The following is a 12,365-nucleotide window of genomic DNA, read 5'->3' as shown; positions in this document are numbered from 1 at the left end:
CCATGCGTTATGAACTGATGCTGCCACACCAGATCCGCAAGGCGATCGCGCAGAATTGGCCGGTCGCGCTGCCGCTTGGCGTGCTCGAATACCATGGCGAGCACATGGCTGTCGGCATGGACACGCTGGCCGTCATCAAGACGCTGGAGCTGTTCGAGAAGGAGAGGGACGTCGTCATCCTGCCGCCCTTCTACTACGGCGCGGCGAGCTACGCGGTGGCGCCGCCGGAAGGCACTGGTTCGGTGCAGGTCGGCGGCAATCAATTGGCCCCGTTCGGCGAGGAGCTGTTCTACAGCCTGCTGCGCATCGGCTTCCGCAACATACACGCCATCGTCCATCACCAGACCGAGAACTTTGCCGCCGGCATGCCGACCGATCTCGCCTTCAAGACCGCCGGCCGTCAGGCGATCTTCCGTTTTCTGGAGAAGCAGCGCGGCGAGGGCTGGTGGGGTTCCGAGACGATGGCCGACTATTATGCCGGACATGCCGAGGGGGAAAACTTCTTCAACTGGGTGCAGGTGCATCCGTTGATGCCGGCCGCCATGAACGGCAAGTATCCGTTCGACCATGCGGGCATCGGCGAGACATCGCTGATGCTGGCGCTATGCCCTGAAGCTGTCGATGCCGCCCGCTTCGCCGACAATACCGGCTGGTATACGGCTGGTGCCAAGGACGCATCGGCGGAACTCGGCCAAAAGGGCGTCGCCATGATCATGGATCACCTGCGGTCCATCCTGAAGGCCTAATCACGGGTTTTCAGCCGTTCCGCCCGGTAGGTCCGACCCTGCCAGGCGATCGGCATGACACCCTTGCCTAGCGGTCATGGCCTTTGTGGCCAACGCGGATATTGCGCCTCGAGCCTATTTCACCGCTCCCGCAGTCATGCCCATGATCAGATAGCGCTCCAGCGCGATGCCGATGACCGCCAGCGGCGCAATCGCCGCGGTGGCGAGCGCCGCCATCGACCACCAGTTGATGCCTTGCGAGCCGGTCTGGCTCGCCACCATGACCGGAATGGTCTTGGCGTCGGTCGAGGTCAGCAGCGCGGCGAAGAAATACTCGTTCCAGCATAGCACCATCGCCAGGATGAAGGCGGCGACCATGCCTGGCAGCGCGATCGGCATGACGATGCGGAAAAACGCGCCCCAGATCGACAGGCCATCGACGAGGGCTGCTTCCTCCAGCTCGACGGGGATGGAGTTGAACTGGTCGCGCATGATCCAGATGACGATCGGCAGCACCATCAGCGTATAGAGCAGGATCAGCCCGACGCGCGTGTCGAGCAGGCCGACTTCCCGATAGAGCACCAGGAAGGGCAGGGCCAGCACAACCGGCGGCAGGATCAGCTGCGACAGGAAGAAGAAGGAGATGTCCTCGTTCCTGAACCAGGCGAATTTGTAGCGGTAGCGCGTCAGGCCGTAGGCGGCGAGGCTGCCGATGACGATGGCGAGGCTCGATGCGCCGACCGAGGTGATGACCGAGTTCATGAAGCGCTTGAAGAACTCATCGCGCACCGTGGAGGTCTGGAAGATCGAATCCGGCGACAGGCCGAGCGAACGCCAGCCCTTCCAGTCCGGCCAGAAGTCGACGAAGGGGATGAGATGGCCTTGCGTGACGTCGACCGCCGATTTGAACGAGGTCGTTATCGTCCAGTAGATCGGGAACAGGCAGATGAAGGCCCAGAAGACGAGCGCCCCATAGATGAAGACGCGGCTGGTGATGAAGCTCGCCGGAGAGCGGATTTCGGAGACGGTATAGTCGGTGGTCTGAACGCTCATGATCCGGCCACTCAGTTGACGTTGCGCACGAAGCGGTTGGCGAGCTTCAGCAGCCAGGTCACGAACACGACGATGATGACGAGATAGGCCATTGCCAGCATGGTGCCGTAGCCGACATTCGAACGGTCGCGGTATTCGCGGTAGATGAAGCTCGACACGGAATCCGTCGCGCCGCCCGGGCCGCCTGATGTCACCGTGATGATGATGTCGGCAAGCTTCAGCTTGAAGATGATGCGCAGGATCACCGCCGTCACCGACACCGGCAGCATCAGCGGGAAGGTGACCTGCCAGAAGGTCTGCCATGCGGTCGCGCCGTCAACGCGCGCCGCCTCCAGCACCTCGCGCGACATGGCCTGCAGGCCGGCCAGCAGCATGATCATCATGAAGGGAATGAAGGTCCAGGCATCGAGCAGCATGATCGAGATGCGTGCTGTGATCGGATCGGAGAAGAAGGCGGGATTATCCCAGCCGAGATGGCGCGCCAGCGTCGCCGCCGGCCCGAACCGGTATTCCATCAGCGATTTGCCGATCATCCAGGATACCGCGACCGGCGACAGCATCAGAGGCATCAGGAAGACGACGCGGAAGAATTTTCGCGCCCTGATCTGTGCGTTGAGCAACAGCGCCAGGCCGAAGGCGATGACATATTCGACCAGCACCGCCAGCACATAGAGCACCATGTTGAACAGCGCATTGCGGTAGTAGGGGTCACCAAGCATCTGCCAGAAATTGTCGAGCCCGTTGAACCTGCGGCCACTGAAGGAGGAGAGGTTCCAGTCGGTGAGCGCGATGTAGAAGCCGAACAGCGTCGGGAAGATCACCATGGCGATGGTGAACAGCAGCGCCGGCAACAGGAATAGCGCGCGCTGCCCGTCCTCGCCGCGCGTCAGCACCTGGCCGATGCCGAGCGCCACGCCCCATAGCACATAGGCGTAGACGACGGGACGCCATGTCTCGAAGCCGATCGTGTCGACTTCGCTCTTGTAGAGGATCTGTACCAGGATCGTTGCCAGGAGGCCGAACGTGGCCAGCGCCATCAGCGCCCAGCCAAGGCGTTTGCGGCCTGGCGGGATCAGGTCGGATGGGACGGCGTTTGCCGGCCAATCATTGGTGGGCAAAATCTGGTCAGCCACACGTCTCGTCCGGTTGCAGAAGGCACTTCGCGACCGGCGTACCGGTCAAGACAGGGTCCGGCGGCTCTCGTCGCCGGACCCAGTTTCAGGCTCTGATCAGGCCAGGCCGAGCGAGGCCTTGTAGAGCTTGATCTGTTTTTCGCGACCGATCTGGTCGGTCAGCTTCTCCCAGGCCGCGGCAATGGCGTCGGCGCCTTCCTGCGCCTTCATCTTGCCGGCGAAGGTGTTGGCCAGAATGTCCTCGGCGGCGGAATAATACTGGAAGATGCCGGGGATGCGTGGCTCGATCGCCGCATTCGGATGGTTGTAGCTGTCGCCTTCCGACTTGAGGTACGAGGTGATGAAGGCCTCGTCGTAGCCGGCCGCCACCCATTCCGGAATGTCGAAATGGGAATTGCGGTAGGGCTGGAAGCCGGACGGATACATTGCCGTCCAGATCGACAGGTCCTTGCCGCCGAGATGGGCGGCGGCGGACCATGCCGCTTTCTTCTTCTTCTCGTCGCTGTCGACGCGGGCCATCACGTAAACGCCCCAGCCGAGATAGGCGCAGTTCGGCGAGTAGTTCGGGCCGCTGGCGAGCTTTTCCCAGGCGCCGGTCTTGGAGTTGTAGACGTCGTCCGAACCCGGCAGGATCGAGAAGCCGGTGACGTCGCCGATGACAGAGGAATCATTGGTCTTGACGTTCGAGCCGACGTCACCCCACCAGGGGATCATCGAGCCGGTGCCGGCCAGGAACTGCTGGAAGGCGGTGGTGTTCGGATCGGCGTTGATCTGGTCGGCGGGTTCGGACGGCAGCGCGTCGATCACGTCCTGGATGGCGCGCACCCAAGCCGGATTGTTGACGCGCGGCTTCATCGTGTCGGCGTCGAACAGCCAGGCCTTGTCGTCAGGATGCTTGGCATAGGCGGTGGCGCGGCTGCCGAGGAAGTAGAAGCCGAAACCACCCCAGGGCTTGGGCGCATCGAGATAGCCGTACACGTCCTGGCCCTTGAATTTCTTGCCCTTGAGGAACTTGGTCACGGCCTGCACCTGTTGCCAGGTCTTCGGCACGCCCCATTCGCCTTCACCGCCGCCGTCCTTCCACTGCTTGGCGAGGTCGGCATCGGCGAACACGTCGGTGCGGTAGTTGAAATTGTGCGTGTCGCCGTCGATGGTCACGCGGTACTGCTTGCCATCCCAGGTGCCGACGGGCGGCTTCAGATAATTGACCAGATCGTCGAAATCGATCTGCTTCTTGACCCAGTCGGGCATTTCGGAGGTCAGGCCCTTGCCGCAGACATCGCCCTCGAAGGGGGCGCCCATCTCGATAATGTCGAAGTCGACGGTGCCGGTGGCGATCGACTGCTGCAGGCGGGCGTTGTAGTCGGCCTGCGCCAGGTCGATCCAGCTGATCTTGGCGCCGGTATAGGCCTCCCATGGCTTCAGGAAGCCGCGGAACAGCACATTGTGCAGGTTCTGGTTGTTGAGGCCCATGAAGGTCAGCTCAACGCCGGCGAATTCGCCTTCCTTGACATTGGCCTTGGTCGCGTCGAGGCAGAGTTCGCCGACCTTCTGGAAATCGGCATCGGTCGGCTGGCCTTTGCCAACGCCGGGAATCTGCAGGATCTTCGAGCGAAGCTCGCTTGCCGCGGAGGCAGGACGCGTCAGTGCACCGAGCCCCGCGCCGGATGCCGCCGCGATCGCGGCCATGCTGGCCGCGCCCTTCAAGATGTCGCGCCTTGTGGCGCCGGCGCGGACCAGTTTATCGTAAAGACCTGTTCTCATCGACTATTCCTCCCAGAATATCAGTGTGAATGGATGTGGCCACCTGTCGGACGTTGGAGCGCAATTGTGCTCCAGGCTGGGCATTGAATTAGGCAGGACCCCACCCTGCGTCGATTGAAGTTCCCTGCGGATCGTTACCGACATTTGGACCAGCGCCCGCCACTATTCTCACAACCAAACGCCGTGTCAACGAGAACAGGTTTTTATCTATAAGAGACCGACTTGCCCTGGCAGGTCGCGTTGGTTAGCTTCTGCGCCTACGGCCAGTGGGGCCGATGGGGGAGATATGGCTCAAGTCGCGATCAGCAAGGTGGCCAAGGCTTTTGGAACCGTCAAGGTTCTGCACGAAGTCAGCGTCGACATCGCTGACGGACAGTTCGTCGTGCTGGTCGGTCCTTCAGGTTGCGGCAAGTCCACGCTGCTCAGAATGGTGGCCGGGCTGGAGACCGTTTCCGGCGGCACGATCGCCATCGGCGACCGTGTCGTCAATCATCTGCCGCCGGCAAAACGCGACATCGCCATGGTGTTCCAGAACTACGCTCTCTATCCGCACAAGACGGTGGAGCAGAACATGGCCTTTGCCCTCAAGCTGCGGAAAACCGATCCGGCCGTGGTCGCGGAGCGGGTCAAGCGCGCCGCCGACATTCTCGATCTCAATCCCTATCTCAAGCGCTATCCCCGGCAGCTTTCGGGCGGCCAGCGTCAACGCGTGGCGATGGGGCGTGCCATCGTGCGCAATCCGCAAGTGTTCCTCTTCGATGAGCCGCTCTCGAACCTCGATGCCAAGCTGCGCGTGCAGATGCGAACCGAGATCAAGGAACTCCACCAACGGCTGAAAACCACCACCATCTATGTCACCCACGACCAGATCGAGGCGATGACGATGGCCGACAAGATCGTCGTCATGCGCGACGGCCGCATCGAGCAGGTCGGTGCGCCGCTGGAGCTGTTCGACCGGCCGGCCAATTTGTTCGTCGCCGGTTTTATCGGCTCACCTTCGATGAACTTGCTCAAGGGTGTTCTGCGCAAGGGCGACAAGCCCGGCGTCGACATATCAGGTACATTGTTCCCGATTGGCGACAATGCCGCGCAGGACGGGCAGGCCGTCGTCTATGGCGTGCGCCCGGAGCATCTCGAGATCCATCCTGATGGCGTCCCGGCGAAGATTTCGGTGGTCGAGCCGACCGGGTCCGAAACGCTGGTATTCCTGCGTTTCGGCGACGGCGAGATGGTGGCCTTGTTTCGCGAGCGCCACGACTTCAAGCCGGGCGATACGCTCAAGCTCCGGCCCAGGCTCGACCATATCCACCTGTTCGACGCCGAGACCGGCAAGCGTCTCTGATCTCAAACGGACTTCACGAGGACCATCATGCTCAAAGGGATCCATCCGTTGCTCAATGCCGACGTGCTGCAGGCATTGCGGGCGATGGGACATGGCGACGACCTGATCATAGCCGACACCAATTTCCCGTCCGATTCGGTGGCGCGCCAGACGGCGCTCGGCCGCCTGTTGCGCATCGATGCCCCGGCGGCGCAAGTGGTGAAGGCGGTGCTGTCGCTCTACCCGCTGGATACGTTCGTCGACGACTCCGCGGCGCGCATGGAGATCGTCGGCAAGCCGGACGAGATTCCGCCCGTGCAGAAGGAAGTGCAAAAGGAAATCGACGCGGCCGAGGGCAAGTCCTGGCCGATGCTCCCGGTCGAGCGCTACGCCTTCTATGAGCGCGCCAAACGGGCCTATTGCGTGATCCAGACCGGCGAGCGCCGCTTTTACGGCTGCTTCGCCTTCCGCAAGGGCGTCGTGCCGCCGGACGCGGCGTAGCAGCATGGCCTCCGGCAAGCCAGTTGTCATGAAACCTGTCGTCGTCCTGGGCGTCTTCGTCGCCGATACCGCCTATCGCGCCGATCGCCAGCCGCGCATGGGCGAAACGATCCTCGGCAATTCGTTCAAGCTCGGGCCGGGTGGCAAGGGTTCGAACCAGGCGGTGGCCGCCGGCAAGCTCGGTGCCGATATCACCTTCCTGACCCGGCTTGGCGTCGATGCCTTCGCCGACATGGCCAAGCGGACCTGGAAGGATGCCGGCGTGAAAAGCGCCGCCATCGATACGCCGGATAGCTACACCGGCGCCGCCTACATCTTCGTCGAGGAGGGAAGCGGCAACAACGCCATCATCGTCAGCCCTGGTGCGGCCATGCTGATCTCGCCGGCCGATATCGAGGCCAATGCCGATCTGATCGGCGGTGCCGGGGTCTTTGTCACGCAGCTCGAACAGCCGATCGACGCGGCGCTGAGGGCGCTGGAGATCGCGCGCGGGGCAGGGGTGACGACCATCCTCAACCCCGCTCCCGCGGCCAGGCTCCCCGACCGCATCTATACGCTCTGCGACTATCTCACGCCGAACGAGACCGAGACTGAGGAATTGACGGGGCTGAAAGTCTCCTCGGTCGATGACGCCCGGGCCGCTGCCGGCAAGCTGCTGGAAAAGGGCGTCGGCGCCGTCATCGTCACGCTCGGTGACAAGGGCGCACTGCTGCACACCAGGGACCGCTCCGAGCATGTCCCCGCCATCAGCGCCGGGCCGGTGGTCGAAACCACGGGAGCCGGAGATGCCTTCAACGGCGGCTTCGCCGCCGCGCTTTCGCGAGGCGTGGAGCCGCTGCAAGCGGTGCGCTTCGCCTGCGCGGTCGCCGGCATTTCGGTGACGCGACCGGGCACAGCGCCGTCGATGCCGACACTGCGCGAGGTCGAGGCGCTGCTGGCCCGGAACTAGGATCGGTGTCGCCGATCGACTGTTGTCGTTGCCGCCAGCGGCCGTGCGCGAGAGAAGCGCCGGCCAATACCATCTGTTCTCGCTGCTCATGATGCCAACCACAACCGCCCGCAAGTTCATGATTAACAAATTGCGTAATTGCTAATTTAGTGGCAACTTAAATAACAGATGCGGGGCACGTGGATATCGATCTCGAACCGAAAGGTTGGGGGTGGGCGGGGCAATCGAGATGTACTTTCCGCAATTTCTGGTCGGAATGCTTGCAACGACAATCGGCATTTCGATCTGGGTTTACTTGGAGTCCGGGTCGATCTGGGCGTCGCTTGGTTGGGCGGTACTGACGTTGGTCGTCTTGCAGGTCGGCTACGTCTGCCTGGTCATTCGCCTGATTTCCAGGCGATCGGAGAAAACCTCGGAGGCACGGCCGGCTGTTGACCCCACAAGCCCCCTCTTATTCTGGCCTTTCCGAAAAGGTTGAGGCCGAATGCCCCATTGGGGTACCGTCCGAACCAGATTCCCTCCCCAAGGGCGCCAATCAGCGGTGACAGAGCATGGCTGAGCAAGAGAGATGGAAGGAACTGTCGAAAGCAGCCGGCAGTGCGAGCGTTCCCCGGCCGGTAACCTTGACCGGAGATCATATAAGTCTGGTTCCGCTCTGTCGCGAAGATGCCGATGATATCTTCCGGCTAACACATGCCGGCGAACGCGACGTGATCTGGGCCGATATGAAAGTGGGACCGTTCGACGGGGTCGAATCTTTCCGGGCGCATGTGGGCGACCTGCTTGGCGACCAATCGCGCACATTTCTGACACTACGAACCGCCGCAGGGCCTGTTGGCTGGCTTTGCCTGATGGAGGCAAGGCCGGCACACAGGGTGATCGAACTGGGCTATATCCTCTTCGCACCGGCTCTACAAAGGACTGTCGCGGCCAGCGAGTCGCTGTTCCTCATCATGCGACACGTGTTCGAGGATCTGGGTTATCGCCGCCTGGAATGGACCTGCACGACGGCCAACGCGAAATCCAGACGAGCAGCCGATCGGCTGGGTTTCGTCTTCGAGGGCATATTGCGTGAAGGTCTCACCTTGAAAGGGCGCCCATGCGACATCTGCATGTATTCCCTCCTGGCGCGGGAATGGGTGGCTGCCAACGCCGCCTTCTTGATTTGGCTGCATCCCGACAATTTTGTCGATGGACGCCAGGTGCAGTCCCTGGAGCAGGTCAGGGTGCGGGTATGAAGGTCGTGGCGGTCCGATAATGTCCGCGCGGCCTCGAGGCCCGAAGCAGATGAAAAAGCTCCGCCAGTCCGCCGCTTGAAGGGAAGGCGCTGGGCAGCCGACTACCGTGGCGGTCGCGTTCGCGGAAATGGAACGATCGTCAAGGGCGCCTTCTGAAATTCCGCGGCTGCGATCTCTTCAATCAGGACATCGAGCTTCGCGCGGACGCTCCGGCTTGTTTCGTCGTTTCCGGATAGGCGGTTTTGCGCGCATTCGAGCAGCTCGCGCGCCGCTGCAAAGTCACTTTGCATCGCAACACCCAACTGTCGACCCAACACGGAGTATGGTCGTCCCACTTAGTTGAGAGATCGCTAATGTAAATCTCTGCAATTTAGGGAACGGCGCCGGGCGTCTTGGAAGGGTGAATTGGAGTCCAGGCCATCGGCCCAATACTTATCTGGCACGACGGGAGTTTTTCGAATTGGGGAGACGGTTTGAGCCGCACCACTGCGAATGGCAATCGACTTCGGGTGCCTCGGTCCGCTTTGCGGTTGAGCCTCTCGACGAGGCTTTAACCTTCCGCTCTAGAACCTTCGGCCCCGGCTCTAAAGCAGGGCGCCCGGCGGCAGGAAAAGTTGAAACTTCTTATGCGCGACAAAGGCCAAGTCCTTGAAAAGACTTGGCGCGAGTGACGGGGCTCGAACCCGCGACCTCCGGCGTGACAGGCCGGCACTCTAACCAACTGAGCTACACCCGCGCATTGACGAGCACGTGTCAGCCGTGTTCGTCGTTGGGGCGGTGGATAAGGGGTTCGCCTCCGGGTGTCAAGCGCACCAAACCATCATAAACACAAACTGGAGAAGGTTTTTTGACAGCCGCCATTCTGTGGACAAATCCGGCGTGCGAACAGGGCGTCGGCTGTTCATTTGGCCTTGCGAACCCGGTCCCGACCGCTTAAAGGTCCCGCCGGAGCGGGCGATTAGCTCAGTTGGTAGAGCGCTTCGTTTACACCGAAGATGTCGGCGGTTCGAGTCCGTCATCGCCCACCAAATAGCCTTATGGTTTTGATAGGTTATTTCGCATCGTCGGCTGGCCGCTTTTTGCGAAGGGTGCCGCGAAAAGAGACACCGAGCCAAGATTTGAACGTAGATGTGATGCGTTTTTGGATATTCCCTGTTCGTCTCAACATCGTGGTGTCGCTGGTCGGATGTCTGTTGGTGGCGGGCTGCTTCGACGTGAAGCAGGATCTGGCATTCCGGCGCGATGGGACCGCGACGGCCAATATCCGGATAGCGGTGGATGCTTCACTACTGGCGATGGCCAAGAACGCGAACGGCAAATGGTGCAGTACCGACAAGCTGTTGTCGTCGCCGGGCATAACCGGAACCGCCGAGCAGAAAACCGAGGGCCGCGATGAGGTCTGCTCGCTGTTTTTCTCCGGCAAGACAGACGATCTCGTTGCGGCTCTTTCGAACGCCAATGTCGGAGGAGACAAGAAGCAAGGCGTGCAGCTCAATCGAGTAGGGGACAATTACGAATTCGTCGTCAATTTCCCCAGTCTCAAGCCAACCGACAAGTATGACGACGATCCGATGGCGCAAGGGCTGCAGACCCTCATATTGGCGAAGATGTCAGGCAGGCATATCGCATGGACGGTGACGGCTCCGCGCATCATCGAGACAAGCGGCACGATATCGGATGACGGACGCACGGCATCCTATTCTCGACCGCTTGCATCGGCATTTTCCAGCGATCGGCCGACGACATTTCGCGCCGTGTTCTCGCTGGAGCCGCCCGGAATGCTCGAACAACTGTTCAACTGGTTTCGGTAAGCCTTTGCAGGAAGCCGCGGAACGGCGACGGAAAGAGCGGCGACTTTCCGTCTAAGGTTTACGAATCACGGCGGCGCCATCCGGAAATCCTTGCCCTCGGGCAGCAACTGCCCGCCGTCGACGACGATGGTCGTGCCGGTGATGTAGCTGGCATCGTCCGAGGCCAGGAACAGGAAGGCATTGGCGACGTCGCGCGGACTGCCGAGGCGGCCGAGCGGGATGGAATCCTCCATGTTCTTGATATAGGCGGCGCCGCGATGCTGCTGGATGGCCTCTGTGAGGATATTGCCGGGCTCGACGCCGTTGACGGTGATGCCGTAGCCGGAGAATTCCAGCGCCGCTGCCCGGATGAAGCCGTTGATGCCGGCCTTGCTGGCCGAATAATGGCCATGGCCGGGACTGGTCACGTGCGGGCCGGTGATGGACGAGGTGTAGAGCATGCGCCCGGAACTCTGAGCCTTCATTGGCACCAGTGCGGCGCGGCTGGCATTGAACGTGCCGCGCAGATTGACGGCCATCACGCGGTCCCAGTCGTCGGCGCTGGTATTTTCGATCAGCTGCCAGGGATAGATGCCGGCATTCTGCACGATGATATCGAGGCGGCTGTGATGCTTCAGCGCCAGTGCCACCGCGGCCTCAGCGTCGGCCATTTGCGAGATGTCGGTGCGGATGAAGGGCACGCCCAGTTCGTCGGCTGTCGCTTGTCCGGCCTCGGCCTCGGTGTCGGCGAGTACCAGACTTGCGCCTTCTTCGGCGAAGCGCAGCGCGATTCCCTTGCCGATGCCGCGCGCGCTGCCGACGATCAGCGCCACCTTGTCCTTCAATCTTCCGGTCATGCGAGCCGTCCTGTCATGCGAGTCTCTGGCGAATGGTTTGCTTGAATGCGTCCAGCAGCACCGCGGCCAGCACCAGCAGGCCATGGATGACCTGGGTGAAGTTGGCCGGCAGTCCCATCAGGTTGATCGCCGTGTTGATGGCCGACAGCAGGAGCACGCCGGCATAAACGCCGGGCAAGGTGCCGACGCCGCCTTTCAGGCTGACGCCGCCGATGACCACCGCGGCAAAGGCGTTGAACAGCAGACCGACGCCGAGATTTGCGGTGGCGCCCGAGGTGCGGATCGCCAGCAGCCAGCCGGCAAGGCCGGCGATGGCGCCGGCAAGCACGAAGGCGATGATGAGGTTGCGGTTGACCCGGATGCCGGCGCGGAAGGTCGCCGTCTCGTTGCCGCCGATCATCACGAGGTGCCGGCCGAACGGCGTCTTGGCCATGATCAGCGAGAAGACGACGAAACACGCGATGGCGATCCAGGCGGTCAGCGGCAGGCCGATCAGCCGCTGGATGCCGAACCAGCGGATGGCGGGGGCCAAATCCTGAGCCGAGCGGCCGCCCGAAATGACCAGCACCAGGCCGCGCACCCAGATGTAGGACGCCAGCGTTATGATGAAGGCGCTCATCTTGACCTTGACGACCAGAAACCCGTTGAAGGCGCCGATGAGACCGCCGACGGCCAGAGCCAGCAGCAGCGACACCGGAACCATCAGCCATTCCGGGTGCAATTGGATGCCAAGGCCGATGCCGGACGAGCAGAACAGGATGCCCACCGCCATGGCACTGAGCGCCGCGACAGATTCGACCGACAGGTCCATGTGGCCGGCGATGATGACCAGCGCCAGGCCGATCGACATGACGCCGAGCACGCTCGAGGCCTCGATGATGTTGGCGAAGATGCCGAGCTGGAAATAGTTCGGGATGAAGATGGAGAAGACCACCAGCACGAAGACCAGCATGAACCAGACAAGGTTGTCGAGGACGAACTCCAGGGCTTGGCGGGTGCGGGGGTTCATGAGCTGATCCGGCTGGCGCATGAAC

The 12,365-nt window shown here is 61.9% G+C and carries 11 protein-coding genes and 2 tRNA genes; 7 read left to right on the top strand and 6 right to left on the bottom strand.

The window, feature by feature from the left end; all coding sequences use genetic code 11:
* Nucleotides 1-2: 2 nt before the first annotated feature.
* Nucleotides 3-746, top strand: coding sequence for a creatininase family protein (locus FJ977_RS01170; protein WP_140767871.1), 744 nt, complete (start codon nt 3-5; stop codon nt 744-746).
* Nucleotides 747-860: 114 nt separating this feature from the next.
* On the opposite strand, the gene FJ977_RS01165 is transcribed toward FJ977_RS01170, so the two are convergent.
* From FJ977_RS01165 to FJ977_RS01155, 3 genes are all read right to left on the bottom strand, one after another.
* Nucleotides 861-1,778, bottom strand: coding sequence for a carbohydrate ABC transporter permease (locus FJ977_RS01165; protein WP_056562348.1), 918 nt, complete (start codon nt 1,776-1,778; stop codon nt 861-863).
* A gap of 11 nt (nt 1,779-1,789) precedes the next feature.
* Nucleotides 1,790-2,911 (bottom strand): sugar ABC transporter permease, encoded by a 1,122-nt coding sequence (locus tag FJ977_RS01160; protein ID WP_140767870.1) that lies wholly within the window; start codon nt 2,909-2,911, stop codon nt 1,790-1,792.
* 96 nt (nt 2,912-3,007) lie between these two features.
* The gene (locus FJ977_RS01155) at nt 3,008-4,675 is read right to left on the bottom strand and encodes a sugar ABC transporter substrate-binding protein (protein WP_140767869.1); all 1,668 of its coding nucleotides are present in this window, start codon (nt 4,673-4,675) and stop codon (nt 3,008-3,010) included.
* Nucleotides 4,676-4,961: 286 nt separating this feature from the next.
* Between FJ977_RS01155 and ugpC the strand changes: the two genes are divergently transcribed.
* The 4 genes from ugpC to FJ977_RS01130 all read left to right on the top strand — a co-directional run bounded on the left by ugpC (nt 4,962) and on the right by FJ977_RS01130 (nt 8,684).
* The gene (ugpC, locus tag FJ977_RS01150) at nt 4,962-6,017 is read left to right on the top strand and encodes a sn-glycerol-3-phosphate ABC transporter ATP-binding protein UgpC (RefSeq protein ID WP_140767868.1); all 1,056 of its coding nucleotides are present in this window, start codon (nt 4,962-4,964) and stop codon (nt 6,015-6,017) included.
* Between the two features lie 27 nt (nt 6,018-6,044).
* Nucleotides 6,045-6,497: an RbsD/FucU family protein gene (locus FJ977_RS01145; protein WP_140767867.1), complete on the top strand. Its 453-nt coding sequence runs from the start codon at nt 6,045-6,047 to the stop codon at nt 6,495-6,497.
* Nucleotides 6,498-6,501: 4 nt separating this feature from the next.
* Nucleotides 6,502-7,446: a ribokinase gene (rbsK, locus tag FJ977_RS01140; protein ID WP_140767866.1), complete on the top strand. Its 945-nt coding sequence runs from the start codon at nt 6,502-6,504 to the stop codon at nt 7,444-7,446.
* A 551-nt stretch (nt 7,447-7,997) separates the two neighbouring features.
* On the top strand, nt 7,998-8,684 hold the full coding sequence (locus FJ977_RS01130) for a GNAT family protein (protein ID WP_140767864.1): 687 nt from the start codon (nt 7,998-8,000) through the stop codon (nt 8,682-8,684).
* Between the two features lie 659 nt (nt 8,685-9,343).
* Here FJ977_RS01130 and FJ977_RS01120 read toward each other — a convergent pair.
* A tRNA-Asp gene (locus FJ977_RS01120) sits at nt 9,344-9,420 on the bottom strand.
* Nucleotides 9,421-9,636: 216 nt separating this feature from the next.
* Between FJ977_RS01120 and FJ977_RS01115 the strand changes: the two genes are divergently transcribed.
* Nucleotides 9,637-9,712: transfer RNA gene (locus FJ977_RS01115), tRNA-Val, on the top strand.
* A gap of 15 nt (nt 9,713-9,727) precedes the next feature.
* Nucleotides 9,728-10,495, top strand: coding sequence for a hypothetical protein (locus FJ977_RS01110; protein ID WP_140767863.1), 768 nt, complete (start codon nt 9,728-9,730; stop codon nt 10,493-10,495).
* Between the two features lie 65 nt (nt 10,496-10,560).
* Here FJ977_RS01110 and FJ977_RS01105 read toward each other — a convergent pair whose 3' ends face one another.
* Nucleotides 10,561-11,331: an SDR family oxidoreductase gene (locus FJ977_RS01105; RefSeq protein ID WP_140767862.1), complete on the bottom strand. Its 771-nt coding sequence runs from the start codon at nt 11,329-11,331 to the stop codon at nt 10,561-10,563.
* 13 nt (nt 11,332-11,344) lie between these two features.
* The gene (locus tag FJ977_RS01100) at nt 11,345-12,340 is read right to left on the bottom strand and encodes an ABC transporter permease (protein WP_065005129.1); all 996 of its coding nucleotides are present in this window, start codon (nt 12,338-12,340) and stop codon (nt 11,345-11,347) included.
* Nucleotides 12,341-12,365: the final 25 nt, after the last annotated feature.

This window comes from Mesorhizobium sp. B2-1-3A, assembly GCF_006442655.1.
GTDB lineage: Bacteria > Pseudomonadota > Alphaproteobacteria > Rhizobiales > Rhizobiaceae > Mesorhizobium.
Note: the sequence above shows the minus strand (reverse complement) of the source record. Positions and strands in the feature narration are given on the sequence as shown.

What these genes read in the sequence shown, in the direction of transcription:
- FJ977_RS01170 (WP_140767871.1), top strand. Translation starts at nt 3, where the DNA reads ATGCGTTATGAACTGATGCTGCCACACCAGATCCGCAAGGCGATCGCG.
- FJ977_RS01165 (WP_056562348.1), bottom strand. Translation starts at nt 1,778, where the DNA reads ATGAGCGTTCAGACCACCGACTATACCGTCTCCGAAATCCGCTCTCCG.
- FJ977_RS01155 (WP_140767869.1), bottom strand. Translation starts at nt 4,675, where the DNA reads ATGAGAACAGGTCTTTACGATAAACTGGTCCGCGCCGGCGCCACAAGG.
- ugpC (WP_140767868.1), top strand. Translation starts at nt 4,962, where the DNA reads ATGGCTCAAGTCGCGATCAGCAAGGTGGCCAAGGCTTTTGGAACCGTC.
- FJ977_RS01145 (WP_140767867.1), top strand. Translation starts at nt 6,045, where the DNA reads ATGCTCAAAGGGATCCATCCGTTGCTCAATGCCGACGTGCTGCAGGCA.
- rbsK (WP_140767866.1), top strand. Translation starts at nt 6,502, where the DNA reads ATGGCCTCCGGCAAGCCAGTTGTCATGAAACCTGTCGTCGTCCTGGGC.
- FJ977_RS01130 (WP_140767864.1), top strand. Translation starts at nt 7,998, where the DNA reads ATGGCTGAGCAAGAGAGATGGAAGGAACTGTCGAAAGCAGCCGGCAGT.
- FJ977_RS01105 (WP_140767862.1), bottom strand. Translation starts at nt 11,331, where the DNA reads ATGACCGGAAGATTGAAGGACAAGGTGGCGCTGATCGTCGGCAGCGCG.
- FJ977_RS01100 (WP_065005129.1), bottom strand. Translation starts at nt 12,340, where the DNA reads ATGAACCCCCGCACCCGCCAAGCCCTGGAGTTCGTCCTCGACAACCTT.